Genomic DNA, 25,631 nt, shown 5'->3' with positions numbered 1-25,631 from the left:
TATTCAGTTATTTTGATTGTTGATCTCTTCAATCCATTCCTTAGGATTTTCCACTACAAATTTGTGAGGTTCCAGTTTTCCAGATTCAAACTCAAAACTGTTTTCAATAACATACATGGATTTTGCAGGCCGAAGATTTTTAATCTGTTCGTGAGTAAAGGAACAGGGTAAGTTTGAGTTATAATTTTTAGGGGATTCAAAAATCAAATGTCTATCAGTTAAAACAAGTTTGCCCATGGCAACTTTATTTTTAAAATGGTAATTAGCCCCTCCAACTTTTAAAATTGTCTCCTCTTCAGGTACTTTAACTTCAATTTTTTTCAACTGCAAGTCAGAGTATCGCTTAAACCACCAAGCTAGTATAAAACCAAAGAGAAATCCACCAAGAATTTTGAATAGAATTCCTAGAGCAGTCAGCTCAGTGGAAAAAATATAAGAGAATAAGATATCTCCTAATCCGTAAATTAAACCCATTATCAGGGCAGGTTTAATATGTTTTTTGAGGTTCATTTATCTTTCAATTTTATGTAAGAAGATTACATTTTTAGGTGCAGTCATAAGATGAGACTTCAAAAATTCCATTCTCTTTTATTTCAATTTTCAAATCTTCGGTTGGTCCATCTTTTACCTGAAACCGGAGGACATTCCCCGATTTTTCAATAAAAATAGGACTTGAGAATTCTAGGTTTGAAGAATATTCTGAATAATCATTGAGCATTTGGTGGTAAACTTCGCTCAAGCTTAGATTTTTGAATTCCCAGAGATGATCGAAACATCCGTCGAAAGATTTCCTGGAATAGGTTCCATTTTCATAATATTCATAAGTCAAATGAACAGGGAACTCTCCTTCTTCGTTCTTGATTTTTTTCTCTTCCTCTTTTTGATCCAATATTTTTCCCTTTATATCAAACTTGGTTTCCTCGAAATCATCCAAGGTGAATTCAACTTCTTTATCTGTTAGGTCCGAGCTGAAAATATAACCCTCGATTCCTTTTGCTTTGATCCAATTTCCTTCCAAGCCCCAATCTGGTCCTACATAATATTTCTCTCCTGTGGGTATTGATTTTTCGACTTGAATTTTTTGTCCCAAAGAAAGGGTGTCGATTATTCCAGATTCAAAAGTATGGGCTTCAAATACCTTGGCACCCAAGCTATTTATCACGAGAAAGTCAGAGTTTTCTTTGTGTGATTCAAACCAGAAAAAAAGAATAGAAAGAAAGGTGATCAATAATTTCATAACCGCAGTGCCTCGCTGATTAAGCAAACCCATACCTGAGTTCCTTAATTCTAAGAGCTATCCAAGATAATTATTTTTTGATTTTTTAAGTCTTAGTTTAGAGAAATTAACTACCCTATGGCTTTCAAATTACAAGTTGAAGAATTTTAGTTTTTTGGACTTTGATGTTCCAGCTTTAGACCAACTGTAGTTCTCGGTTTGAAACCAGGCCATTCTTTGGCTTCAGGATCAGCATCCACTTCCAAATATTTCTGATAGCTACTTTCTCCCTTCAGGTATTTGCCTAAAAAAGCGGTTACAAAATGCTGGTTGATATTATTCATTCGGCGGGAATCCCAGACTGAATCGGCATATCTAAGGTATTCATCCAAATGTCTACCCTGAGCCATTGATTCCATTGGGGCTGGATTTGGAGCAACATTATGTCGGGCATTTTCATAGGTCAGGAGGATTCTGTCTGAATTGATAGCACCATCATAGATTGCTTTGATTCCATCTTCATAGCCTGAAATATCATCCTTACTTCCTGCAATGAATAAGGATGGGATTTTGATGCCAGCCAAACCTTCAGCATTCCAAACACCTCGTTGCATGCCCAATGGAGCAAAAGCCACGATGACTTTGATTCTTGGATCTATGGATGCCTCATATTCAGGATTCCCAACACTTCGTTTTAGCAGAGCTTTGCTTCCTCCGGCCATCGTTCCAAAAAGTTGGGCAGCCTGAGGGCTATAGCCAGCTCCAGCGACATTCACCGCTCCATAACCTCCCATGGAGTAACCAATCAATGCAGTATTGTCAGCATCTACCAAACCATTCAGGAAAGAAGTCTGATCTTCGCTCAATCTGGCCATTTCATTCAAAACAAAAAGGTCGTCCAAAGACCGATTTAGCAAGGTGCTTTGAAAGCCTCCTGCATCTCTAAAAGTTGATTCCGTATGGTCTATCGCCACAACAACATAGCCTTTGGAAGCCAGGTTTTCTGTCAGGTAAGTCATCAAGTATCGGGAACCCGTATATCCATGAGATACAATTACCAAAGGAAATGGCTCTCCATCTAGCTTAGGTTTGGCAGCTCTCGTGGCTCTTCCAAGAAAGGTAAAAGGAATAATTGGTCTGGTTGGAGAGCCGTTTTGCCCCATCACTTCATCATAAGAAATGATTTCATTTGCTCCTTCCATTGCTTCTGCTGGATACCAAATTTCAACTTTCAAAGGACGGTTGTAAAGTGAATCACCACCTTTACCATAATTGAGAATATCCAGTTGGTCTTTATTAATCAAATCCAAAGTCTGCACACCTACAGCATATTCTCCTCTAGCTGCCAATTCAGGAGCATCTGGTAATAAGTCTCCATAAATAAATTGCTTGGGAGCAGTTTGGGCAAAGTTGGGATAACTATTGCCTAGCAGTAAGGCAAAAACAATGAAGGCTAAAAATTTGGGTTTATGAAGCATGTTGAAATTTGAAAGGTTATCGCCCAAGATATCTTCAAATTCTCAGTTTAAAAAGAGCAAATTGATAAGTGTCGGATTGAATGAAATCGAATTGCCAGGAGTTTATTGGAATCTTAGTTTTAGATATTCGTATTTCTTGAAATTCTAAACTAGACTGTGCGCATGAGCATAATTTACCAGACTAACTAGGCTGGAGCAGTCCGTTTTTCTGAGGATGTTTTTCCGATGTGTTTCTACGGTTTTCTTACTGATAAATAAAACCTCTGCAATCTGTTTGGTAGAAAAGTCTCGAACGACAAGCTTTAGGATTTCCATTTCTCTGGGAGAGAGCTCGTTTTTTTCGCTTGGCTCATTGATTTGACGAACCAAAATTTCTGAGATGTCATCACTGAAAAACTTCTTCCCAGCAGTCACTTTGTCCAGCGCCTGCATCAGAGAGGAGGGAGCATCGTTCTTTAAAATAAAGCTATCAATATTCGCCTTCAATAACTCCTTCACCACAGATGGATCATCATGCATGCTCAATACAATGATTTTCATTTCAGAATTGACAGCATGGGCCACTTTGATGATATCAAGCCCAGAGTAATCTGGAAGCTGGTAATCAGTCACCACGATGTCAAAATCCTGAGACTTTAAAAGCTCGATAGCTTGTTTTCCACTGCTGGCAGTTGCAGTAACTTCATAGGCTTCCAGCCCACTCAAAAGCCGTTGAGTGCCTTCCAGTAGAATTTTATGGTCGTCTATTAAAAGTATCTGATGTTTTTTCATCGTCAGTTTATCTGTCCTACTTTTAAATAAGCGCAACATTTTTTTATGACAAAGAACGCAGGCTCAAAAGTAGCTTTCAATACCTATCGCTAGGTATTTATCATTTGTGGATTGTTTTGGAGCGCTAATGATTTATCGATTGTCAGGAGCAAAGTATTGTTTTTTCTGCCGGACTGGGTGTCAATTTCCATTTCCCCTTTGATCAAATTCAGTCGGGTATGGATGTTTCTCCAGCCATTTCCCTTGCTGTTTTCAAAAGTGCTTAGATCAAAACCCATCCCGTTATCCTCTACGGTAATGATGATTTCTTCCTCATGTGCTTTGAATTGGATAAAAAGCTCAGTGGCATCAGAATACTTTAGAACATTCGAGATCCACTCCTGCAAAATTCGATAAAGAGAGATTTCAAAAACTTCATTTAAGCGTTCCCCTAATCCAAACACCTGAACTTTTGCTTGTATTTGATGTGATTTGTTGATCCGCGCAATCAATTCCTCCAAAGCCGAAATCAGCCCTTCATTTGTCAGGACCTGAGGCATAAGGTTGAAAGCGATGTTCCGAATTTCCCTTTGGATATCATCTAGGATAGTGGCTGAATTATCAACAATTTCATTGCGAACAAGCGGGTCATTGGAGCTACTTTTCAGACCTTGAATATTCATATTCAAAGCACTTACCAATTGTCCCATGCTATCGTGAAGATCTGCTGCAAATCGTTTTCTTTCTTTTTCCTCACTTGAAATCACCGCTTGGATCTGAGCTTCTCGCAATCTGGTTTTCTGCTCACTAAGTACTTTTTGTTGATTGATTTGACTTTGTTTTCTCCAAAGATAAAATACCAATAAAAGCAGCAGGACCACTAAGAAAAGAGCTCCAATGATGATGCTGTTTCGTTGGTTTTTCGCCTGCTGCAAACTGTTTTGCTGATCCAAAAGGAGAATCTGTTGGTCTTTCTTTTCAGTCTCATATTTTGTTTCCAACTCGGCTATTTCCTTATTGGTTTCCAAATTCAAAAGACTGTCTTCATATACTCTAAATAATTTTTGAGCTTCCAGCGCTGGTGCAAATTGTCTATTTGCCTCATAGACTTCTGCTAAAAGGCCATAACTATCTTTCAGGCGGTTGGGATTTTGGATTTTCTTGGATAGCTCAAGACTTTGCTCCGCCAATTTTACGGCTGCGCCGATGTTTTTTCTTCTCAGTTCATTCTGAGCTAAGGAATAAAGAAGAATGGAGTAATCGTAATCATTTTCATAAAAACCATTAGAATAAATTGACATAGCCTTATCAAAATAGTCATTGGCCAGATTAAATTCTCCTTTCTCCGAAAAGGCATGACCCAAATCTGTGTAAATCAATGCCTGGCTTTTTGTATCATCACTATCTATGGCATATGGCAAGGCTTCTTGAAAATAATAAATCGCCGAATCTGTATTTTCCATACGATCATACACATTTCCGATATTCAAAAGAGTTTTATGGAGGTTTTGCCGGAATTGATCATCAGGTAAGGACTTCTTAAATTCCAAAGCTTCAAAGTAATAGGTTTTCGCCTTGTCAAACTTTTCATTCAGGAAGTGCACATTCCCAATATTGGTTAACACACTTCCTTTTGATCCCTGATCTTCCAGACTATTGATGATTCGAAGGGCTTCTAATTGATATTCTAAGGAAGTGTCATAATCGCCCTTATTTTGAAGAATCAAGCCTAGATTGACAGAAGTTACCGCCACACCACGTTCATTGTTGAGCGATTGATAGATTTTCCGGGTTTCTTCTAGATAATAAGTTGCTGAATCGTAATCCGATTTCGCCCAAAATACAACTCCCACATTATTGGATGCATAGGCTTGTAAAGCATCATATCCATTTTTGGCTGCAATAGAAATGGCTTGATGCCCATATTCCAAAGCTTTGGAAGGATCTGAATATTTGAGATGCCAACAAAGATCCCCAAGAACCGAAGCTCTGGTTGAATCATCAGGCTGGGATTTCAATATATTTTGAAGGCTGTCCACCAATTGAGATTGTCCGTAGCTTACAAAACTTAGTAGGCAAAAAAGGAAGATTCCGATAATTCTCAATGTGCTGGAGTTAATGTCATATACCTACCATTAGGTATGCCAAAATACCTAATCAACTGTATTGAAACAAGGTGTTGAAACAGAGTTCTTTGTAAGAAAAAGACAACAATCATGAAAAACTCTTTATTAATCCTTGCCTTTTTTGTCTGCATGGTAGCCAATGGGCAAATAGTCACTGAAAAAAATATAAGTGACAATAGCTATGGGGAGAAAAAATTAAAAAGTGCTCCCAAGAAAATATTTCTCAATCAATTTTTTGTCAATTATCAGATGCTTGCAGCAAGCTCTGAAGCAAGTACAGGAGGAAAGACCAGGGTAGAAATGGCTGTTGGATTGATTGGGGTGGAATTAGAGGATATGCAGGAAATCACAGACAATGCCTTTGCGAAGGTGGTCAAAAAACTGCAGGACGCAGGAATTGAAATAGTGGGTTTTGAGGAAGCAGAGAAAACAGAATTCTACAGTGATTGGACCAAGATGACTGGGGGTACTCCTTCCCAGGCCCAGTTGATGGGATATGTATCTACTGTTCCTTCAGGGTTTGATTATTTTGTAAAGAAGATCACTAACAAAGGAAAGACCAAGGGAACATTTTTGGATTCCACACCGGCTCTTTCAAAGCAAATGGGAGATATTCCTGTTTTTGAAGCAAATATCAGTTTCCAGTTTGTGACAATCGAAGGGCGCAGTTCATATGTAACTGATGCTACTAAAATGAAAGGAGTGGTAGATTACCAGCTTCCAGAGGCGGCTATAGCCAAATCCGCTGAGGGTATTTTCGGTTCCAAGATAGAAGTATCACCAGTGGTTGCACGAATTGTTTGGAAAGGTGGCATGACAGGAGCAGGAGCAAATACGATTCTCTCTTATTCTCCAAAAGGCTCTGTAGAAATCCCGGGAGTTGTAGAACAAAAGAAATTCACAGAGTATGTTTCACCAGATAGAAGCTACAATACTTCTTATTCTGGAATTGTTTACACAAGAGATAAAGAATTGGAAGTATCGCATCAAGTGAAGGCGGATAGAGAAGCTTTCAAAACCAAAACCCAACAGGCATTGGATGAATATCTGGATTTAGTAGTCGAGAAATTTATAGCGAGTTTGAATAATTAAAAATAAGGGGAGGTCATTCGACTTCCCCTTTCTAATTATTTTTTTTCCTATCTGTTTTTACTCTATGATGGAGCCAATTTCCTGATATTCGCTTTTTTCCAAGAATTTGTACAAGGTTTGATCTGGAGCAATCAGCATAGTTGTAGGGAATTTTCCGATTTGATATTTAGCACTAAACCCTTGTCCATCACTGACTAATTCAATCTTTTTAGATGATTTACCGAGCTCTTTAATTACATTTTCTTTGGTATCTAAGGAACATAAAATAGTGGTGATCTTTGAAGATTTTGGGATTTGGTCTATTGCATCTACTAGCATAGCATAATCTTCTTTATTCATCATATTTGTAAAAAAATCAAACCTTACTAAAATCCATTGGCCATTTAATTTTTTCGATTCGATTTCATCTCCTTCAACTGTTTGAAAAACAAATTCCGGAAATGGCTCTCCTACTTTTGGTTTTAATTCAGGATCTCGTTTCCCAAAATTTGCCGGGGGATTAGGGTGGTAAAAAACCTTTTCGGGTACACCATATTTGTTATAAACTTTTTCTAAAGGAATCGATGGATTTTCCTTAATCATTTTAGCAAAGTCCTCCATGGGAATAGGCTCTCCAGTGATTTTGTTAAATAATTTTCCATCTAGGCTAAAGCGCGTAGTTGAGGCTACGGTAGTTACTGTCGTGGTGATTTTTGGATTTTCCTGAATCGGAGCGCTTTTTTTAGAGCAGGAAATTAAAGAGGTTAATAAAAATAGAGAAAGGATATATTTTTTCATGAAAGTTTAAAATAGCTTGTAGGGCAAATTACAAGATGCATTCATTTAGTCAAACTAAATTTTTTTAAAAGGAGTTGGCTTTATCTTTTATCGAAGCAGTGCATTATTGATTTTGTTTTACAAAAAACGTCTGCTTAACTATTAGGCTCCAAGGTTAATTATTCCTTAAACCCTGGCCCTTTGACGACCTGTCCAGGAAATGCTCCTGTATGTTCACCTTCTTTTAAAACTTGGGTTCCATTAACAAAGACATGCACCATCCCCGTCGCATACTGCATAGGTTCTTCAAAAGTCGCATGATCCTGAATTTCATTTGGGTCAAAAATTGCCAGATCAGCAAAGAATCCTTCTTTCAAAGCGCCCCTCTTTTTGATTTTTAGATTGCTGGCTGGTAAAGTGGTCAATTTGGAAATAGCCTCTTCTAAAGGAATCACTTTTTCATCTCTAACATATTTACCCAGTAACCTGGAAAAATTTCCAAAAGCCCTAGGATGATAGCTGGACTTCAGAAATACTCCTTCGATAGAATAGGAACCCGCATCAGAACCAAAACTCATGTATGGAAGTGCGATTTGCTTTTTGACATTTTCTTCAGACATCAGGAAATATATCGTTCCCACTCGGCTACCATCCTGAACCACCAAATCCATGGCAGTTTCTTCAGGGGAAAGATTTCTCATGGCAGCTACTTCGGCCAATGTTTTTCCTGTCAAATATTTCAGACTATCGTTTTTAAAACCAACCAAAATAATTTTTTCAGGGCCTTCCACAGCTTGCATTAGACTTTCCCATTCATTGGTTGGAGTAGTCATTTCTTTCAATACCTGCTTCCGAATGGCTGGATCCTGAAGTCGCTCAGCCCATTTATTATAGCCACCTTCTTGTACCCATGGTGGCATGGAAGCATCCAAACCAGTTGCTCCAGCTACATAATTGTACATGTCAGTAGTTATTTCCAAACCGGCAGCTCTAGCAGAATCGATTTTAGCCACTACTGCTTCGAACTTGCCCCAATTATCCTGACCGCTCATTTTGAGATGGTAAACTTCTGCTCGGATATCGGCTTCATCTGCGATTCGGATCAGTTCGTCCAAGCTTTCCAGAAGTCTTCCTCCCTCGCTCCGCATGTGAGAGATATACATTCCATCGTATTCAGCAGCTACTTTGCAGAGTTCAATAAGTTCCTCCGTGCTGGCATAAAAAGCCGGAGCATAGATCAAGGAAGATCCTACACCCAAAGCACCTTCTTCCATAGCTTGTCGAACCAGTTTTTTCATGGATTCCAATTCTTCAGGAGTCGGAGCTCTGTCCTCATATCCCAGTTCATGTATTCTGACAGTGGTTGCTCCAATAAAGGAGGCAACATTCGTAGAAATCCCTTTTTCAACCAAGAAATCAAGGTACTCAGATAAAGTGGTCCATTCTATGGGAAATTTGATGTCACCCTGAGAATTGAGGTAATCATTTCTCATGAAATCACTAAGAGGACCCATTGATTCACCTTCACCAAAAACTTCCAAGGTAACTCCCTGTTTGATGTCACTGATGGATCTTCCGTCTTCAATAAGGGATTCCACAGCCCAGCTTAGCATATTGATAAAACCTGGAGCCACGACCAATCCTTTAGCATCAATCTCCAATTTGCCTTTGGCATCTTGAAGATCACCGATTGCAGCAATGGTATCTGCATTGATTCCAACATCTCCGACATAAGAAGCAGTGCCAGAGCCATCAACGATTTGACCGTTTTTGATTAAGACATCATAGGTTGGAGGATTGGAACAACTTCCAAGAATAAGGGTAGCACAACAAAAAAGAAAAATAGATTTCATAGGTTTGGTGGTTAGCCTATTAAATTAGTAAAACATTGGAAGTCTTTACAGGATGTTAGTGAAAACCCCTTGAAAAAGACTAATTATCATGATTATCCGCAATGGTGCCAGTAGTTTAAGAATGAGTCTAGAAAGTCGCGGATAATCGTCCACTGACGACAGTCCACTGTCCGCAGCACGTTGAATTATACTTCAAACCCTTTTTTCTTTGGCTACTAGTAAGAAAGTGGAAATACATATTAATTATTGTTCTTTTCTTCCTGTAGTATATAATAATCCTGCATGACCATCCGAATACTTGAAATCACTAATTCTGGGTCATCCCATTGCACAAAGTGACCTGCATCCCCACTATAAAGTAACATGCCTTTTTCTACTGACTGGATCACATCCGTCCAACGGGCAATGCGGTGTTTAATTTTGGATCGGAACAGTGCTTCATCATCATATTCTTTAGATTGAAATTCTGCTGGCATATCAAATCTTCCTCCGGCGATCATGTGAACAGGAATGTTGGGAAGTTGAGTGCTGGTTATTTCCTTGAAATTATTTTCTCTGAGTTCTTCCAACACCTGCCCCTCTCTTCTAATTGGTGCGGGGGATTTCTCATTTCTGGAAACTCTGATGTCAATAAATGATTGAATCAAACTATCAACCTTTGAAGATTCCCAATTGAGAATATTGTAATCCTCATTCCGGTTTTCTTGGGTTTCGGTAAAATCCCCTGGGTCAATGATCACTAAGCCGGCTAATTTTTCCGAAAAGTAATTGGCAAATCCTCTGACATACACTCCTCCCAATGAGTGTCCGACCAAAATATAGGGAGGAGCTAACTCCAATTTATCCAAGAGGTTCACCAATTGCTCAGAGACGTTTTTTAGGGTAGGCAAATAGTCTGTTGCTTCAGATTTACCTATTCCAGGTCTGTCATAGGTTAGGATAGGGGCAAATTCAGCTACTGTTCCGATTACCTTATCCCAATTTCCCATAGGTGTTCCATGACCGCTTTCAAAAATCACTAAGGGCTGACCTTCTTCCCTTTGTTCTATGCCTTTGGTATTGATCCAGATTTTAGATCCATTCAATTCTACAAATCGTTCCTGAGCGGTAGCTTGGAATATGAATAGGAAAGCGAGAAATAGAAAACCGAAAAAGTGCTTCATCGTAATTATTGTAATGGTGTATTTCTTACCAAGTTAAATGAATTCAGGCAAAAGGACTTAAAAGCTATATTCTCTTCTGCTTTGGTCTGTTCCTTCTCAGACCATTTTTATCCCCTTTTTAATACCTCTGCCAGTTCCAACGAACATCCCCAAGCCACTGTAAATCCTGCTCCTCCATGTCCGTAATTATGGAAAACATTTGGGAAATCTTGATCAAACTCAAAGCGAACAGAAGTTCTCTTGGGTCGTAAGCCAACTAATTCCTCCAAGATTTTGGGAGACTTAGATATTCCTGAATCCTTGATCCGTTTCAGAATTAAAGCAGTGTCTTCTGGGTTTATTTCAGGATTCCAATCATTCTCATAATCCGTTCCGCCGATGATGGTGTCATTGCTACGATTGATAATGTAGCGCAAAGCCCCTTTTTTAGTTGGATCAGCAAAAGACACTTGTTCCAGTTTTTCGCATCGCAAAATCTGCCCACGAATTGGGTAGAGTTCGGGATCTTCACAAATTTCTTTTGCTCCAAGTCCTGTACAATTCACTACGATCTCATCAAGTGTTGCCATTTCTTCCAAAGAGGATATCAAAGCCAGTTCAAATTGACCTCCATTGGCTTGGAATTGCCGGAATAAAAAAGGCAGATAAAGTCCGGGTTCGACCAAAGGAACTTCCGCATAAAGTGCTTGATCCATTCCTTTGGGAAGCTCTTCCTTTGTCGCTTCTCGCACCGTTCCAGGAGGTAATTGTTCTTTCCAATCCGTATTCGAACCTTCGGTATAGGCATTGATAAAAGGGATCATTAAAACTCCGGAAGGGTGGATCAAATCCAATAAATAGCGAGAATAAGATTGGGAAGCCCAAGTATTGGTTTTTTCTTTAGGTGCTATTTCAAAAGGAAACCAGATAGCACCGACTTTATTAGAAAGACTCTTTTCGAAGTGTTCTTTAGCGATGATTTTTACTACAAAGCCCGCTTCTTGTAGGGCAATAGCGGTTGTTAAACCAATGATCCCAGAGCCTACGTCAGTGACTGATTTCATTTTGAATGTTCGCTTAAAAATTTTCGTAGCTAGTTTTCTTAAAACTCTTTTTTCCCTTGATACAAACTATCATAAACCACATCAACTTTTCCTGTTTCATCCAGAATGCCAGCCATTTTTAAAGTAGTAATTACAGGTTCTTTGTCCATCCTAACCAAAGTGACCTCATCAAAAGCCATGGAATCTCTAGGGTTTTGAGAGCCACCTGTAGTGCCCAACATAATGTAGTCTTTTCCTAATCTTTTGCGATGGGAATAAGAATGTACGTGTCCATTAAAAACAGTATAAGGTCTATCTGCTAATAAAGCTTCCAATCTCTCCAAACCTTTATTATCCTCATGCATCCAGAGTGGTTTGTGCATCAATAAGAAGGTCCATTTGACTTCTGAATATTTTTCAAGGACGCTCTTGAAATAGGCAACCTGATCATCACTCATGCCTCCAAGGTTTCTCTCAGGCATCTTATAATAGTCTGATTCTTCATAAACTCCCTCAATTTCACCATTGATAATCTGAAGTGCTTTTGCCCGGGCTTCATAGATTTCCATCATTCGCTGCTCCTCGTAATCTTCCGAATCAAGCATCAAGAACAACACGTTCTCATATACAAAATGATAGTATCTCCGGCCAAATCGGTTTTCCCAAAATCTACGCATCACAGGATTGGTGAGGTCATGATTTCCACCCAAGTGAAAAAATGGCATGTTTAAGAAGGACGTTCTTCCATCAAAGGATTCCCATTCTTTTTCTAGCTGTGCAGTATCTTCAGTTCCCCCTTCAATCAGATCCCCAACACTCAATACAAAAGTGGGATCCAGACGATTTAATTGGCCAACTGCAGTGGCATAGATATTTGGACGCTCTCCTCCGGTAAGGTCTGATATGATCGCAAAAGTGAAGTCTTCCTCTTCCAGTTCAAAGGAATCGCTGTTCCAAGGAGTTGGTCCGCTTGGAATATCATGTTTGAAAATCGGTTTCTGCTCTTTTGGAGTTTCACATCCAAAGCTGACCAGTGATAGAATAAAAAGAACATAAGGAGCTTTCATATCTGGAGATTTTGCGAATTATTGATCCAACTCGATCTCTCTAATCTAGCGATATTCCAATTTAAAAAACTTGTTTCAAATCGAATACCCTCCTCTCAATTCGATTATTTCTATGAATAAAAGTGGTTTAAGCTTGTATTTTTCTGATATTCAAATAAAATAGTACATTTATTTTCAGTGATTTAGGTCAGAAGCACTTCATTTTATCCTATGGATTATTCCGAGTCTAGCCAAATAGAAAAAGCAAAACATAAACCTTGGGTCAAAACTTCCCATTGGATAATTACTCTTAGTTTTTTGATTTTGGTTTTTACCGGGATTGAAATCTTGATGGTTCATCCCAGATTGTATTGGGGAGAAGTAGGGAATGAATTGACACCTGCTTTTTTGGAATTTCCGATTAGTAGAAATTACCAACGATCTGACTGGGAAGAGCAAATTCCTTTTTTTGATAGTGAAGACTCTCCTGTAAGTGCAGGTAGACTTGGAGAAGAGGAAATGTTTAACCAAAATGGATGGGGTAGAAGCCTTCATTTATTGGCGGCTTGGTTTCTGGTTTTGACAGGACTTTTTTACCTGATTATTGGCTTACTCAGTGGGCATTTTCAAAAACATATTTGGCCTAAGCTGAAGGAATTGACACCAAAGAAGTTCTTCCGGGATTTGAAAGAACATTTCAAGCTTAAAATTTCACCTCCTACTGGAGGTCCTCAATACGGGCTTTTGCAAAAGCTATCCTACATGGGCATTATCTTTATCGCTTTGCCTATGGCAATAATTACAGGCTTTACCATGTCACCAGCGATTACTGCGGCATATCCTTTCTTACTGGATATTTTTGGAGGATATCAATCCGCTCGAACCATCCATTTCTTTACCTCGACGTCTTTAGAGATTTTTATGGTGGTTCATGTGCTGATGATAGTACTCTCAGGTTTTAAAGCTCAAATCAGATACATGACTATAGGAAAATAGAAATGAAGAAGAAGCAGATCATAACAAGACGGGCAGCAATCAGCACAGGAGTGGCTGCTTTGGGAGCATTACTTATTCCAGGATGTAATCGGCCAATGCCACCGAATTATGGGAATATCCTGCGAATGGGTGATAATTTCACTTACGCCGCACATCGAGCCTTGTTGTCCAGTAAATCCTTGGCCAAAGAATATAGCTTCAGTGATATTTCCTCCATGCCTGCCACTGGTACCATCAATCCTGCGGATACTTCAAAAGACTATTTTAGTGAAGCTTACGATAAGCATTTAAGGACTGGTTTTGAAAACTGGCAGCTTCCAGTAGAAGGACTAGTGGCTAGACCAGGATCTTATTCATTGAATCAACTCAAGAAATTTAATGCCCGAACCCAAATCACAAGGCATACCTGTGAGGAAGGTTGGACAGCCATTGCAGAATGGACAGGAGTGCCTTTGCGGGCTCTTTTGGAGCATGCGGGAATCATGCCCAAAGCACGCTGGGTAAATTTTTATTCCTATGATGGATGGTTAGATGGCTTGGATTTAATAGATGCTTTTCATCCACAGACTATTTTGGCTTATGGCATGAATGGGAAAAACTTATCCATCCCTCATGGAGCGCCAGTTCGCTTAAGACTGGAAAGGCAAATAGGTTTTAAAAGCATGAAATACATTGAAAAAATCGTAGTCTCGGAAGAGTACATCGATCCAGGAGATTATGGTTGGGCCTGGTATAATGGCTTTTAACAAAAATAGCCCAATCAAAACTGATCGGGCTATTTTATTGACAGCATTAAAAATCAATTGAAATTCTTGATAAGCTGATAGCTGAATTGAAGGATTTCCAGATAGTTTGACTTACTTATTTTTTCATCGATACCATGGAATTTCGTCATGGACTCAGAGTCCACCCGCATAGGATAAAAGCGATAAACCTCTTCCGAAACTGAATAGAAATACCGGGAATCCGTAGCTCCTCCTAGTAATCCAGGTACTACCACAGTGTTTGGATGAAGGCTACGAATTGTCTTTTCCAGCGTTTTATAAGCTTCTGAATTTACGGTGGAAACTTGTGGAGGATCAGTAAGAAATCCCACTGGCTCCACTTTTACTTTATCTGAAATAACAGATTCGATATGGGCTTGAACAGATTCTATAGTTTCTCCTGGAAGGATTCTAAAATTTATCGTTGCCTCCGCAACAGTAGGGATAACATTGTTTTTTACCCCTCCATCAATAATCGTAGGTGCAGTGGTTGTATGAGCATTAAGCCCTTCCAAAAGCTGCTTTTTGAATAGCCAAGGGTTTGCAAATGCAAGTCGGGTCATAAAAGGGAGTTCAGGACCCATATATTCCAATTGAGAATCGATAGGAGGTACAAGTTTGTAAGGCAACTGATTGTTTTCCAGATCTACGATGGCTTGGGCTAACATCCCGATTGTGTTTTCCCGTGGAGGCGCGGAGCTATGGCCTCCCTTTGTTTCCACGATCAAGCGGAAAGAGGCAAATCCTTTTTCTCCTAAATTAATCATGGCTACAGGTACGTCTACACCGGGAACCATTCCTTCGGCAATAAAACCGCCTTCATCCATAGTCATTGCTGCCTGAACTCCTTGAGCTTTCAGATGCTCAGCGATTTTTGCTGCACCTTTTCCGCCACCCACTTCTTCATCATGTCCTGAAGCGATGTAAATGGTTCGCGTAGGCTTAAAATTTTCAGAAAGTAGTCTTTCAACTGATTCAAGCACGGCGATCAAAGTACTTTTGTCATCCATCGTTCCTCTACCGATGATATGCGTATCGGTGATTTTTCCTTCAAATGGAGCTGCTTCCCAGTCACCAAGCGTAGGTTGATCTACAGGCACCACATCTTGATGGGACATCATGATGATTGGTTTTTTGGATGGATACGAACCTTCCCACTTGTATAGAAGACTGTAGGTGTTGATTTTCTCCAACGTAAGATTTGCATGGGTTAATGGAAAAGTTTCTTCCAAAAAGCGATGAAAACCAAAGAATGCAGCTGAATCAGGAATAGCATCTTCACTTACAGAGATAGTCTGGTAAGTGATAGCTTTGGAGAGATTTTCGAATACCTGATCAGAGAAGCTCACAGGTTCTATAGGTTCCGGCTCCACCTGCTTGGATGTGAATCGAAACGTATTGATAAGCAAGATGGCTGCTAATCCTATGAGAAGAATAAGCAAGCCAAGAAAGATTTTTTTCATGGGGTGGTGGTTTTTCGATTATAATTTAAACTAAAAAGAATACAAAGCGCCTTTCCCTATGGCTTTTCGTAAAAATTCTCCTGTTGATATTTTTTTTAAACTGGGTTGGTATTCAAACTTTTATAAACCAGAAGCGCTGCAGCAAGATCTTCGATCGCTAGGCCGGCAGATTTGAAAAGTGTTATTTCTTGAGCGGAAGTTCTTCCAGGGTGAATGCCCTTTACTAATTCCACTATATCAGCTTTGACATCTTTTTCTGAGATGATTCCAGCTGCAATTGGAAGTGCTAGTTCCCCTGTTTCGTGTAAGGCTCCTGCTCTTGAGTCCACGAAAATAGAACTCTTGCGAATTGCATCATCGTCGGTTTCTCTGGTGTCAGGTTTATGGGAACCAATCATATCCATGTAGGTTCCTGGCTTGATCCATTCTCCTTTGATGATTGGAGTTTTGGAGAGTGTAGCGCATGAAATCAAATCCGCTTGACGAGCTGATTCTTCTAAATTAGTAACAGCCTCAGCGGGAATCCCCTGCTCCTTCAAACTAGCTATGAATGCCTCAAGCTTGGAGGGATTTCGCATCCAGACACTAACTTTTTTAAAATTCCTGACAGCCAAATGTGCCTGAATCAGATGCTGGGCAACTTTTCCGCCTCCAACAATCAAAAGATTTTCGGCATCCTCTTTACATAAAAAAGATGCGGCCAAAGCTGAGGTGCAAGCAGTTCTTCTAGCTGTTAATTCCGTTGCATTCATCATTGCCAAAGGCTGGCCAGTTGTTGCATCACTGAGGATGTATTGTGCAAAAATAGAAGGCATGTTTTTAGAGGCATTTGCCTGAGCCACCGTCACTTGCTTCATGCCCATGAACTGGCTGTTCCAAACAGGCATCAAAATCAAAGTGTTTTCATCGCCTTCTGCCGTTTTATAAAAATGATGATGCCTGACGGGCATGGTATAATCAGTTTGAAAAATTTCTCTTAGTGCTTCAATCAGTTTTTTGTAATCGAGTAATTGGATGATCTCGGCATCTGGAATAATAAGCATGGTGGTGGATTAAATAATATGAAAGGTTGAAGTTCGGGAATTTCTGGAAATTAAGGAGGCAATGAACTTTCGATACTGAATCAAATTTTGAAGTCAAAAAAAATGTCACAATATAAAAATTGAAGAAACTCATTTTAGCCTTGAAATGAATCAATTATCCAAATTTTCAAGTTGTAGTTATAATCTTCAGGGAGTTACATTTTTTTCTTCAATCCTTTTGATCAGTTCATCCGTGGTTTGCTTCAGTTCTTTCCAATAGGTTTCATTAACGGAATTGTAGGAATAGAATTCGGCAAGCCTCTTTTTATTGTCCTTATTTTCTTTGAGATATTCGATAAAGCCCGGATCATATGTTCCGATAGCCCAGTTTTCAAACCAATCATACTGCTTGTATTCATGGATGTTCCTTTTTGAAATCTCAACAGTAACTTTATTATATTCTGGCAGAACAGTTTCCAGCTTGGAATAATAACTGATGATGTCATTGGTCAATGAGTCGTTGACCAATTCCTGGTTGTTTAGCATTTTGAGTAAATCGTATCCTTTTGTATTTGGGAGAAAAGCAATAAAATCAGTGCACAAGCTCCGGATGGGTCTGATTTTGTCATCATCATATGAGATCGAATCAATGCTGGCGTAAAAGGAATCTGGAATTTTATTTCCAAGCATATCGAGGATAAATCGATTAGTAGTTTCGATTTTTTCAATATCCTGAATCAGTTTTAAGTTATCATTTTGAAGGTCTTTTTGGATTTGTTCAAATACACTCGCTGTGTATTGCTCTTTTAAAAAATCTTCTCTGCTCGTGTTTATGTAAAGTGCTATCAGGATACCGATTACTACCAGTAAAATTTCTCCAATTGCATAAATCAAATACCTGCCAAATTTGCCTGACTTTAAACTGGATAAGTTTTCTGCCAATATTTTTTGTCGGAGTTTTCTAAAGAAATTGATCATGATAGCTGTCTTTCTCTTATTGATTTTTTTGTAGTTCTGATTCAATCAGCATGGTCAACTCGCTGATATCTTTGTCAAGATTCTCCCGGTAGTCCAAAACATCTTCAGTCATATTCAATTTGATCCCTAAAAGATTTCTTATTCGCCGGTCAGTAAGAATTTGTGCGTAATCATTTTGCTTTTCTTCTTTGATGACAATGGAAGGGATGGCAGATTTGATAAGTGGGATAAAATTGATCTCGTTTTCAGCGATTACATCAATTCGAATCTGCTGCACGTTTAAGCGATCTTCAAGCATCCCTTTTAATTCATTTAAATTCACTTCCAAGCTGGTGAATTTCTCTTTGATTTGCTGATTTTTGATAAGTACCAGTTTATTGGTGTTTTTGAGATCTGTATAGGTATTGATGACAGGAATATCATTTTCCAAATTCCAAAAGGCATCTTTGAATAACTTATCAGTAATTGGTTGCTCGCTAAAATCGGATTGGAGAGAATCCAAGCCTAAAACCAAAAGCAGGATTTTCTTTGTATCCTTCTCAGAAGTGACTAAGGTTTTGGACTGCTTTTGAGCAAGAATTAGATTTTTATCGAGACTTTCTAGAATTGCGATTTCTTCCAAGTTGTTTTTTCTCTCTTCATTCCAATTATTGATCTGTAAGGCTATCAATATTCCAATGACCACCAAGATGATTTCACCAAATGCATAAAGAAGGTATTTGCTGAGTTTTCCAGCGGGTCGATTTGCAATGTTATCACTCATTATTTTTTGGCGGATTTTTCTGAAAAAATTTATCATAAGGTGGCAATCGGGCAATAAAAAACAAGATCGAAGTGGGATGAATGATCTTTTAAATCTCATCCTTTCTTTCAGCTTCAAAACCCAAAAAACATTGGGTTTTCTAATTGTTTGGTTTACAATATGCTAAGTATGCCTTTCCGAGACAATAGCACAGGGAAGTAATTTCAAAAAGAAAGGATTTCAATATTATAAAAGTAAAAGCCAAGGCTTATTCTCTTCCTAGAGAGAAGAATCAGATTTAGGACTTTTTCAAAGGAATGCTAAAGTAGAAGTTGGAGCCCTGGTTTTTAGCACTTTTGACGCCGATTTGACCTTGGTGAAGGCTGATGATTTGTTTGGAAATAGCCAAACCCAAACCTGTACTTTCTTCTCCTTCTGTTGGTCGGGAACTTGTCTTTTGGAAATAATTGAACAGGTTTTGCTGCTCTGCTTCCGATATCCCTATTCCATTATCCAGCACTTCTGTCAGCAATTGATTAGGATTTGGAAGGCTGACTTTCACAGTGATTTCTGTATTTCGATTGGAATATTTGATGGCATTGGAAAGCAGGTTTCCGATCACCTCACTGAAATAATGCTCGTCAAAATCCACCATTACAGATTCAGTAGGGGCAAGAAGCTTGATTTCAATGTCCTTATTCTTAGCCAAGATTTGGTTGATGTGTACCTGGTTATTGATAAATGGAATGTAGTCTTGGGTTTTGTAGGTTAAAGCCAATTTTCCAGATTCAATTTTTGAAACATCCAAGAGGTTTCGCACGACAGTAATGCTATCAGTACTGGTCTTTTTGATGATTTCCACAATCTCAATAACCTCAGGTTTCAACTCCTCTTTATAATCTTCCACTAGGATTTCCGAAAAGGCTTGAATGATTCCCAGTGGCCCTTTAATATCGTGTGCAGCTATTCCGATAAATTTGTTTTTTTCGTTGTTAATAGCTTTCAGATGGGAATTGAGAGAGATGAGCTTCGTTTCATTTGCTTTGAGGTAGTATAAAAGCAGGCCAATGGAAACGAAGAAAAACAAGCGCACACCTGCATTCCAGATAGGAAAGAATAGCATCGTATATTCTCTGGTCAGGTATTCAGATACAAACCATTCGATGGATGCCAAAACCGAACAAAATATAATTGCAGAAACATTGGTCTTGGGAGAAATAGATAAAGCAGCGATGGGTAATAGATAGAAAAATGAAAAGGCAAACTCATCACCCGTCATGTAGTCAATAAAACCAATCAGTAAAATAATGAAAAGTGCCGCTGGAAGATTGATGGATTTGGTTTTTAGACTTGCTATCCAATTCATGTGAATCAAATTTTAATGATCAATCCCAAGGATTGAATCTTATGCGTTGAAATAAATGCTAGAAATAGACTCCAACCGATAAGATTTGTTCACCTGATTTGATTCAATAGCTTAGTAATCTTCGATTTAGCGCGCGAATATCTTCAGATAAATTCAATTTCAATTGATTTGCCTCTGATTTTTTTGACAAGAATTTTAAAAATTATGATTCACCTTGAAACTTTGGATTTTGAGTTGCTCAAAGTATAATAGGATTGCGGGAAATGATAAATTTTGACAAGGATAAATTTCAGTTTAAAGTCTTTCATTTTCCTTTGTAGGACTAAATAATCTTTAATTGAAATGACAGGAATATTTCACTTTAAGGTTTTTGAAACTTCAAATACTGATCAAAAAACGGCAAGAGCTCAGTATAAACCCTCCCCTCAAATCCATCCAACATACTCCCATGATCTCCGATGTATTCTTCAGCAAAATGCTTGATTTTGTAGGACTCTAATTTCTTGCTGAACTGCATGCTGGTGAAAGGTATATGAGAAAACTCCTCATTTCGCCCCCAGTCCATTTTCAAAGCTGTAAGGCTCCTTAACTGCGGGAGATGATCGTCGATCATATTATAGGGAAACTCTGAATCCCATTTTTGTATTACATCCGAATCATAAACCGCACTGTCTCCTATGTAAGAAACAGGGAAGTCGGCCCACAACTCCTTGTTTGAAATATTAGGTGAATAAACCTGTGCCATAGCAGTAAAAACCGCCGCAAAAAAACCATTGAAATAACCTGTCTCATCTGTTTCAAAAATGCCCTTGAGGATGGCATCTTGAGTTTTCAGTTGGCTGATGCGCTTGAAGGCCGGACTGGAAAGCGATAAGTCTCCATACCAATTTAGAACAGCTGGGCTGAGTGCATAAACCGCGCTGAAAGTATCTGCATAAAGCATCCCTAGTTTTAGTGCGCCGTTTCCTCCCATCGAATGCCCACAAAGTCCTCTGCTTTCCCGCTCTGGAATGGTTCTGAAATTGGCATCCATGTATTGGACAACATCTTTTCCGATATAGTCTGCCCAATTTCCCGACGCAGCTGAATTGGTGTAAAAACTCCCCTGCATATGGGTCATACTATTTGGTGCAACCACAATCATGGGGCGCATTTTACCAGTCTTGATTGCTTCATCCAGCAAAGGCTTAAAATCAATCCAAACATTCATCATCAGACTGTCAGTACCACCATAGCCATGCAAAACATAAATTACCGGATAGCGCTGAGTTCCATTTTCATAATCCGGGGGCAGGTAGATTGATAATTGACGCAGGGGATCTTCTCCGGCGGGATTGTTTTCCAAGGAAGCAGCTACAAACTCCCTTCTTTCAAGTTTCCCTTGAGCAATACCGGCGAATGAAATGCAGAGTAGCAAAAAGCTGAATACAATCTTTTTCATGTTGAAATGATATTAAAGAATCACTGAACCTATCCTAATTTCAACATTTAATTTCTTATGTTTTAGATGGTTCTGAATTTTCTTTTGCTCTAATTTTTAAGTAGGGCACCTTTACTTCTCTATACATAATTCAACATCCATCATTTATTATTCTACATTTCTTACTCAGTGCCTGTATTAGGTAAAGTTTATACCGCACACATGGGAGAGATTTCAATAGAAAAAGGCTGAACTCTTTAGAATTCAGCCTTTATAGACCTAAGATTGATTCTTTGTCTATTACAAGATGGTTTAGATTTCAGATTTTTATAAAAAATCCTCAAAGAGGGATTTTCAAGCTTAAGGATGGAATATTTGGGTAAGGTTGCCCAAGAGGAATAGGTTGGTACAAGCTGTGATTTTGAAGGGATAATCTGGCAGCAAGCCTTGCATTTTGCCCAGCACTTAAAAACAAGGGTACGCTTGTAATTACTGCAAGTGTACCTGTCCAAGCTAAAATAGAAATTAGTCTACCATTATTTGTTCCTTCATAATAATCATATTTGTTAGGTATTACCAGTGCGGTTACAATTAACGCCGTGCCAGTACCAAGAAAAATCAAGCCTCCGGTGTATTGGTCGTCACTTTTTTCCATTAACCTAGTTTGTTCGCTAGTCGAGTTTTCTGATTGAGCGCTAGATTGGAATATGATTCCAATAATCAATAATGCTATGAATAAATATTTCATCGTCTTGAGGAGTTGAGTGGAAGAGAAATTTTTAAAGCAGGGTAAATCGTCTTTGGGGGATTCTCTGGGTTTAAAACTCTTGCTGAATTTAATTCCAAACTCAGTCGTCCTGCCTTTCGGGCATTGGCCGCAGAACTGACAATAATTGGTATGCCAATTAATACAGTTGCCGATCCTGCGAAGAAGAGAAAAACCCCTCCTTCAAAACCTGGACTATTCCAATCATCTGCTGTTAGAGCTAATAGAAAACTGAGTGCAATAGCGCCACCACCTGCGCCCATTAAGATTGTAGCAGTCTTTTTCTGCCTTTCACTTTGCTTAATGTATTCTTCAATTAAAAACTTGGTGTCTTGGGTTTGAGCAATAAGCTCAAAAAAAGAAGAAAAGAGTATTGCGAAAATAAGAACGAGTTTCTTCATAATTGAGTCCCTTAAATTGATTTATAAAATCCCTGATACTTTTACCTTATTAAAGTTCTGGATTATTAGCTTATATAGATCCTGAAAAAATCCTAATGGGATATTCAATTTTGGCAAATTTTACTAAAAGAATTCTGCGCTAGGCGTGGTTAGAAACTGCTGTTGATAGTGGTAAAGACAAAACAAATTCTAGCCAAAAAAATATGAAAGCATTGGACAAGATTAGAAATCCCAAAACAAAAAAAAGGCTGAACTCTTTAGAATTCAGCCTTCTTAAAAGGGTGATCAATTCGGAAGCTATTCCTTGGTTGTCTCAATAACTCCACGGAAATACCCGAGCGATTCGGCTATTCCCATAAACGGATTATCCATATTTCGCTCGTGTTCCAGACTGCAAACTCCAGTATAGCCAACTTTTCTGATCATTCGAACCATAGAAGGAAAGTCGATGATCCCACGGCCTACTTCGAGTGAATATCCCTGTTTTGTCGGTCCTGTCACATCCTTGATGTGCATATCAAATACGCGGGTATGATATTTTTCCATATCAGCAACAGGGTCTTTGCCATTTCTTGTGTCATGTCCAATATCCAGGCACATCCCAATTCTAGGATCGAGATCTTTGGTATGATTCCAAACATCGTCAGCATCTTGGTAGATATTGATATCTGGTCCGTGCAAATGGATGGCGAACTTAAAGTCATATTCCTTCACCTTTTTATCTACATAGGGAAGCAGTTCCACATTGGGCACACCCACAATCAGCTTTACCCCAACTCGTTTTGCATAATCAAACGCTCGATCAATTTCTGCTTCGGATTTCATATAGATCGGACCAACAGCATATCCTGTGATATCATGGGCTTTCAGCTTCTCATGAAAAGCAGCAATTTCGGCATCAGTACTTGCCATCGGCAAATGAAAATCTTTGATGCATAGATAATGCACATCCAAGGCCTTCAAAGTTTCCAGTGTCTTATCCAGGTCGAATTTCACGAAGGTATAGCCGGCAATTCCTACTTTGAATGTTTCACCGGTTTCAGGTGGAAGCTGCGGTCCTGGTCTGCTTTCCTGGGCTTTGCAAACCATCAGGGAAAATGCAAATAAAAGGGTTAATAAGGTTTTCATAATGTCATTTTAGGAGTTATTGTCATCCAATTTAGCAAATGCAAGCCAAAGAGAGGTCTTGAGATTCTCCAAGACTACGGAATCGTTTTCTTTGACAACGAAGGTCATCTTTAGGGAAGCAATTCCAATCTTATTTCTTCAGGAGTAGAATCAAAAAGGCTTTCACCTATCAACTTTTTAACATCCATAACAGGCTCAACTGCCCATTTTGGGCAGATTTATTCACATCAACTTTAGTGTTATACCATTTTTTCGATGCTTTACCAGATTACTTAATTGCTCTTATTCCTCTTAAAATGGGATTGATGGTTTTTTCCTTGGACTAGCCACTGAAAGGCAGGCAAGTTGCATCTATATAAGAAAAACGAAATATCATGAAAACGAATAAAGCACAAAACCCACAGAATTCTAAAGATAAAACCGCCGAAGAACTAGCAAAAGAAGCTAAAGTGACGAAGGAAGATCTACAGGCTTTGGGGCCAAAAGATGCAAATCTGAGTCATGATGGTGGAGATGATGAGCAATTAATAGAAAGAAAAAGGAAAGTCGATTTTTCAGGTGATCAATTGGACGTTCCAGGAAGTGAATTAGACGACGAGCAGGAAAGAATCGGCTCTGAAGATGAAGAAAACAACCTTTATAGCAACGCAGACGAAGAAAAGAAATAGAGAGTTTAGGTCCAGTGCTAGACTACATCCTAGCTAACACGGTTTAATATATCCGGCAAGTCTGAATTAGGTTGATTATTGGTAATGATATTAAACCAATTGCATCAAGACAGCCGGTCGAGATGGTTAAAATAGGTGGGGCTAAGTTTTATCCTGAATTTTTCACGAAATTCGAAACATACATTCTAATTTATACGATGGATAAGAGATTTTTTCTAAAAAGAGATTATTCAAATAATCAGCTCGTTCTAAGTGAAGAAAGATATAATTCTTTAAAAAAATCTAAATCTCAGCTCCTAGAAGCGATGTATTTAGAAGAAAAGTATGATGCTTTTTTATCTAATTATTTGGTTCTTGAAAATGAAATTATATCAAGGACAATAGAAAAGTATTTTTTGAGAAATGATGTTTATAAAGAATCAAATGATTTGCGGAATACAATGAATAGGTTGTTTTTAAATCTTTTGAGTAGTATAAAAATGTATCAGGACCAAGCTCCAAGTCATGTCCGCAATTGTTTAGGAAATAGTGGATTGTTAAATGAAACTAAGATTATATTTTCTAATGAATTTGATAATTATTTAGAGTATCAGTTTATGGAAGCATTGAGAAATCATACACAACACGGTGGTCAAGCTGTTCACAGTGTTTCCTTTCAAGCAAATAATTTGAAAGTAGGTGATTTAATTAGAAATGAGTATTCAATTTCTATTTGGGCTTTGAAATCTTTTTTAATTGAAAACTCGAGATTTAAGAGAGGAATTCTTTCAAAATTTGATGATAAAATTGATTTAATTTTCTTGTTAAGAAAGTATATAGAGTGTTTAAATAACTGCCATATCCAAATTAGAGATATGATTTCTAAGATAATTGAAGATGCAAGGATGGATATTCAAACAATTTTGGAAGATTACAAGAATAGCTTTAATCAAAATCCAACCAACTTGTATCTTGTAAAAAAAAATCTAAATGGACATGATTATGAAGAGAAAACATCTTTATTTCTCGAATATGATAATGAAAGAATAGCGCTAGTAAATAAGAATAAACGATTAAGTAATCTACAAATGGCTTGTTTTTCAAGTAATAGCTACCCGAGTTCCCAATGATTTTTCAAAATGATATCCCCATCTTGGGCGAAGTCAAATATCGGTTTATACTATGAGGGATTTGTAATTCCACTCTTATCGCTTAACCATTTTTTAATTGGTTTAATATTCTTTCAATTAAATCAAAAGCAAGACAATTTCTTTGTTCAATACCAATATCCCAACTCATTCCCCTCATAATACCCAGTACAGGGTATTTTGCCTTAAACTTCCCCTTCGTTGGTCTTATTAGCCATTACATTTCAATACCTTTTGGTTCAGAGATTGATTTTCCAGCTAGCTTTCCTATTTTGAACTTCCATTAAA

General features: G+C 38.4%; 24 protein-coding genes. 5 read left to right on the top strand and 19 right to left on the bottom strand.

From position 1 onward, the window contains the following. Positions 1 to 3: 3 nt before the first annotated feature. From J0A69_RS20025 to J0A69_RS20005, 5 genes are all read right to left on the bottom strand, one after another. A complete protein-coding gene (locus J0A69_RS20025; RefSeq protein WP_206588409.1) occupies positions 4 to 474 on the bottom strand; it encodes a hypothetical protein in 471 nt (156 codons plus the stop codon). A 70-nt stretch (positions 475 to 544) separates the two neighbouring features. Continuing rightward, positions 545 to 1,237 (bottom strand): hypothetical protein, encoded by a 693-nt coding sequence (locus J0A69_RS20020; protein ID WP_206588408.1) that lies wholly within the window; start codon positions 1,235 to 1,237, stop codon positions 545 to 547. 146 nt (positions 1,238 to 1,383) lie between these two features. Then, positions 1,384 to 2,694 carry an alpha/beta hydrolase family protein gene (locus J0A69_RS20015; protein ID WP_206588407.1) on the bottom strand — a complete coding sequence of 437 codons (1,311 nt, stop codon included), beginning with the start codon at positions 2,692 to 2,694 and terminating at the stop codon, positions 1,384 to 1,386. A 144-nt stretch (positions 2,695 to 2,838) separates the two neighbouring features. After that, the gene (locus J0A69_RS20010; protein WP_206588406.1) at positions 2,839 to 3,465 is read right to left on the bottom strand and encodes a response regulator; all 627 of its coding nucleotides are present in this window, start codon (positions 3,463 to 3,465) and stop codon (positions 2,839 to 2,841) included. Between the two features lie 89 nt (positions 3,466 to 3,554). Then, on the bottom strand, positions 3,555 to 5,549 hold the full coding sequence (locus tag J0A69_RS20005; protein WP_206588405.1) for a tetratricopeptide repeat-containing sensor histidine kinase: 1,995 nt from the start codon (positions 5,547 to 5,549) through the stop codon (positions 3,555 to 3,557). Positions 5,550 to 5,660: 111 nt separating this feature from the next. Here J0A69_RS20005 and J0A69_RS20000 point away from each other — a divergent pair, with 111 nt between their 5' ends. Then, positions 5,661 to 6,662 carry a hypothetical protein gene (locus J0A69_RS20000; protein ID WP_206588404.1) on the top strand — a complete coding sequence of 334 codons (1,002 nt, stop codon included), beginning with the start codon at positions 5,661 to 5,663 and terminating at the stop codon, positions 6,660 to 6,662. Between the two features lie 57 nt (positions 6,663 to 6,719). On the opposite strand, the gene J0A69_RS19995 is transcribed toward J0A69_RS20000, so the two are convergent. From J0A69_RS19995 to J0A69_RS19975, 5 genes are all read right to left on the bottom strand, one after another. After that, positions 6,720 to 7,244 (bottom strand): redoxin domain-containing protein, encoded by a 525-nt coding sequence (locus tag J0A69_RS19995; RefSeq protein ID WP_206588403.1) that lies wholly within the window; start codon positions 7,242 to 7,244, stop codon positions 6,720 to 6,722. 353 nt (positions 7,245 to 7,597) lie between these two features. Next, the gene (locus J0A69_RS19990; RefSeq protein ID WP_206588402.1) at positions 7,598 to 9,271 is read right to left on the bottom strand and encodes an N-acyl-D-amino-acid deacylase family protein; all 1,674 of its coding nucleotides are present in this window, start codon (positions 9,269 to 9,271) and stop codon (positions 7,598 to 7,600) included. Between the two features lie 239 nt (positions 9,272 to 9,510). Next, the gene (locus J0A69_RS19985) at positions 9,511 to 10,434 is read right to left on the bottom strand and encodes an alpha/beta fold hydrolase (RefSeq protein ID WP_206588401.1); all 924 of its coding nucleotides are present in this window, start codon (positions 10,432 to 10,434) and stop codon (positions 9,511 to 9,513) included. Between the two features lie 107 nt (positions 10,435 to 10,541). Further along, positions 10,542 to 11,477: an FAD-dependent oxidoreductase gene (locus J0A69_RS19980; protein WP_206588400.1), complete on the bottom strand. Its 936-nt coding sequence runs from the start codon at positions 11,475 to 11,477 to the stop codon at positions 10,542 to 10,544. A gap of 38 nt (positions 11,478 to 11,515) precedes the next feature. Continuing rightward, complete coding sequence (locus J0A69_RS19975) at positions 11,516 to 12,523, bottom strand: metallophosphoesterase family protein (RefSeq protein ID WP_206588399.1); 1,008 nt, start codon at positions 12,521 to 12,523, stop codon at positions 11,516 to 11,518. 210 nt (positions 12,524 to 12,733) lie between these two features. On the opposite strand from J0A69_RS19975, the gene J0A69_RS19970 reads away from it, so the two are divergent. Both J0A69_RS19970 and J0A69_RS19965 read left to right on the top strand, forming a co-directional pair. After that, the gene (locus tag J0A69_RS19970; protein ID WP_206588398.1) at positions 12,734 to 13,498 is read left to right on the top strand and encodes a cytochrome b/b6 domain-containing protein; all 765 of its coding nucleotides are present in this window, start codon (positions 12,734 to 12,736) and stop codon (positions 13,496 to 13,498) included. A gap of 2 nt (positions 13,499 to 13,500) precedes the next feature. Then, on the top strand, positions 13,501 to 14,244 hold the full coding sequence (locus J0A69_RS19965; RefSeq protein WP_206588397.1) for a molybdopterin-dependent oxidoreductase: 744 nt from the start codon (positions 13,501 to 13,503) through the stop codon (positions 14,242 to 14,244). A gap of 53 nt (positions 14,245 to 14,297) precedes the next feature. Here the strand turns inward: J0A69_RS19965 and J0A69_RS19960 are convergent, their stop codons facing one another. The 9 genes from J0A69_RS19960 to J0A69_RS19920 form a co-directional block, all read right to left on the bottom strand. After that, positions 14,298 to 15,725 (bottom strand): M20 family peptidase, encoded by a 1,428-nt coding sequence (locus J0A69_RS19960; protein ID WP_206588396.1) that lies wholly within the window; start codon positions 15,723 to 15,725, stop codon positions 14,298 to 14,300. A 95-nt stretch (positions 15,726 to 15,820) separates the two neighbouring features. Then, positions 15,821 to 16,768, bottom strand: coding sequence for an ornithine cyclodeaminase family protein (locus J0A69_RS19955; protein WP_206588395.1), 948 nt, complete (start codon positions 16,766 to 16,768; stop codon positions 15,821 to 15,823). Positions 16,769 to 16,954: 186 nt separating this feature from the next. Beyond that, the gene (locus J0A69_RS19950; protein ID WP_206588394.1) at positions 16,955 to 17,725 is read right to left on the bottom strand and encodes a hypothetical protein; all 771 of its coding nucleotides are present in this window, start codon (positions 17,723 to 17,725) and stop codon (positions 16,955 to 16,957) included. A gap of 16 nt (positions 17,726 to 17,741) precedes the next feature. Continuing rightward, a complete protein-coding gene (locus J0A69_RS19945) occupies positions 17,742 to 18,488 on the bottom strand; it encodes a DUF6090 family protein (protein ID WP_206588393.1) in 747 nt (248 codons plus the stop codon). Positions 18,489 to 18,765: 277 nt separating this feature from the next. Further along, on the bottom strand, positions 18,766 to 19,833 hold the full coding sequence (locus J0A69_RS19940) for a sensor histidine kinase (RefSeq protein ID WP_206588392.1): 1,068 nt from the start codon (positions 19,831 to 19,833) through the stop codon (positions 18,766 to 18,768). A 361-nt stretch (positions 19,834 to 20,194) separates the two neighbouring features. Beyond that, positions 20,195 to 21,274 carry an alpha/beta hydrolase-fold protein gene (locus J0A69_RS19935; RefSeq protein WP_206588391.1) on the bottom strand — a complete coding sequence of 360 codons (1,080 nt, stop codon included), beginning with the start codon at positions 21,272 to 21,274 and terminating at the stop codon, positions 20,195 to 20,197. Positions 21,275 to 21,593: 319 nt separating this feature from the next. Continuing rightward, a complete protein-coding gene (locus J0A69_RS19930; RefSeq protein ID WP_206588390.1) occupies positions 21,594 to 21,908 on the bottom strand; it encodes a hypothetical protein in 315 nt (104 codons plus the stop codon). Positions 21,909 to 21,997: 89 nt separating this feature from the next. Beyond that, positions 21,998 to 22,420: a hypothetical protein gene (locus tag J0A69_RS19925; RefSeq protein ID WP_206588389.1), complete on the bottom strand. Its 423-nt coding sequence runs from the start codon at positions 22,418 to 22,420 to the stop codon at positions 21,998 to 22,000. A 297-nt stretch (positions 22,421 to 22,717) separates the two neighbouring features. Beyond that, entirely contained in the window at positions 22,718 to 23,509 is a 792-nt protein-coding gene (locus tag J0A69_RS19920; RefSeq protein ID WP_236033055.1) for a sugar phosphate isomerase/epimerase family protein, read from the bottom strand. Between the two features lie 413 nt (positions 23,510 to 23,922). Between J0A69_RS19920 and J0A69_RS19915 the strand changes: the two genes are divergently transcribed. Then, positions 23,923 to 24,216 (top strand): hypothetical protein, encoded by a 294-nt coding sequence (locus J0A69_RS19915; RefSeq protein ID WP_206588579.1) that lies wholly within the window; start codon positions 23,923 to 23,925, stop codon positions 24,214 to 24,216. A gap of 197 nt (positions 24,217 to 24,413) precedes the next feature. Further along, entirely contained in the window at positions 24,414 to 25,325 is a 912-nt protein-coding gene (locus J0A69_RS19910; RefSeq protein WP_206588388.1) for a hypothetical protein, read from the top strand. The last annotated feature ends 306 nt before the right edge of the window (positions 25,326 to 25,631 follow it).

The organism is Algoriphagus pacificus, from assembly GCF_017254845.1.
Classification (GTDB): Bacteria; Bacteroidota; Bacteroidia; order Cytophagales; family Cyclobacteriaceae; genus Algoriphagus; species Algoriphagus pacificus.
The sequence above is the reverse complement of the archived record's forward strand: the minus strand, read 5'-3'. Positions and strand labels throughout refer to the sequence as shown.

Excerpts from the sequence above, each read along its gene's own strand:
- J0A69_RS20025 (WP_206588409.1), bottom strand. The coding sequence starts at position 474 with ATGGGTTTAATTTACGGATTAGGAGATATCTTATTCTCTTATATTTTT.
- J0A69_RS20020 (WP_206588408.1), bottom strand. The coding sequence starts at position 1,237 with ATGAAATTATTGATCACCTTTCTTTCTATTCTTTTTTTCTGGTTTGAA.
- J0A69_RS20015 (WP_206588407.1), bottom strand. The coding sequence starts at position 2,694 with ATGCTTCATAAACCCAAATTTTTAGCCTTCATTGTTTTTGCCTTACTG.
- J0A69_RS20010 (WP_206588406.1), bottom strand. The coding sequence starts at position 3,465 with ATGAAAAAACATCAGATACTTTTAATAGACGACCATAAAATTCTACTG.
- J0A69_RS20000 (WP_206588404.1), top strand. The coding sequence starts at position 5,661 with ATGAAAAACTCTTTATTAATCCTTGCCTTTTTTGTCTGCATGGTAGCC.
- J0A69_RS19995 (WP_206588403.1), bottom strand. The coding sequence starts at position 7,244 with ATGATTAAGGAAAATCCATCGATTCCTTTAGAAAAAGTTTATAACAAA.
- J0A69_RS19990 (WP_206588402.1), bottom strand. The coding sequence starts at position 9,271 with ATGAAATCTATTTTTCTTTTTTGTTGTGCTACCCTTATTCTTGGAAGT.
- J0A69_RS19985 (WP_206588401.1), bottom strand. The coding sequence starts at position 10,434 with ATGAAGCACTTTTTCGGTTTTCTATTTCTCGCTTTCCTATTCATATTC.
- J0A69_RS19980 (WP_206588400.1), bottom strand. The coding sequence starts at position 11,477 with ATGAAATCAGTCACTGACGTAGGCTCTGGGATCATTGGTTTAACAACC.
- J0A69_RS19975 (WP_206588399.1), bottom strand. The coding sequence starts at position 12,523 with ATGAAAGCTCCTTATGTTCTTTTTATTCTATCACTGGTCAGCTTTGGA.
- J0A69_RS19970 (WP_206588398.1), top strand. The coding sequence starts at position 12,734 with ATGGATTATTCCGAGTCTAGCCAAATAGAAAAAGCAAAACATAAACCT.
- J0A69_RS19965 (WP_206588397.1), top strand. The coding sequence starts at position 13,501 with ATGAAGAAGAAGCAGATCATAACAAGACGGGCAGCAATCAGCACAGGA.
- J0A69_RS19960 (WP_206588396.1), bottom strand. The coding sequence starts at position 15,725 with ATGAAAAAAATCTTTCTTGGCTTGCTTATTCTTCTCATAGGATTAGCA.
- J0A69_RS19955 (WP_206588395.1), bottom strand. The coding sequence starts at position 16,768 with ATGCTTATTATTCCAGATGCCGAGATCATCCAATTACTCGATTACAAA.
- J0A69_RS19950 (WP_206588394.1), bottom strand. The coding sequence starts at position 17,725 with ATGATCAATTTCTTTAGAAAACTCCGACAAAAAATATTGGCAGAAAAC.
- J0A69_RS19945 (WP_206588393.1), bottom strand. The coding sequence starts at position 18,488 with ATGAGTGATAACATTGCAAATCGACCCGCTGGAAAACTCAGCAAATAC.
- J0A69_RS19940 (WP_206588392.1), bottom strand. The coding sequence starts at position 19,833 with ATGAATTGGATAGCAAGTCTAAAAACCAAATCCATCAATCTTCCAGCG.
- J0A69_RS19935 (WP_206588391.1), bottom strand. The coding sequence starts at position 21,274 with ATGAAAAAGATTGTATTCAGCTTTTTGCTACTCTGCATTTCATTCGCC.
- J0A69_RS19930 (WP_206588390.1), bottom strand. The coding sequence starts at position 21,908 with ATGGAAAAAAGTGACGACCAATACACCGGAGGCTTGATTTTTCTTGGT.
- J0A69_RS19925 (WP_206588389.1), bottom strand. The coding sequence starts at position 22,420 with ATGAAGAAACTCGTTCTTATTTTCGCAATACTCTTTTCTTCTTTTTTT.
- J0A69_RS19920 (WP_236033055.1), bottom strand. The coding sequence starts at position 23,509 with ATGGTTTGCAAAGCCCAGGAAAGCAGACCAGGACCGCAGCTTCCACCT.
- J0A69_RS19915 (WP_206588579.1), top strand. The coding sequence starts at position 23,923 with ATGAAAACGAATAAAGCACAAAACCCACAGAATTCTAAAGATAAAACC.
- J0A69_RS19910 (WP_206588388.1), top strand. The coding sequence starts at position 24,414 with ATGGATAAGAGATTTTTTCTAAAAAGAGATTATTCAAATAATCAGCTC.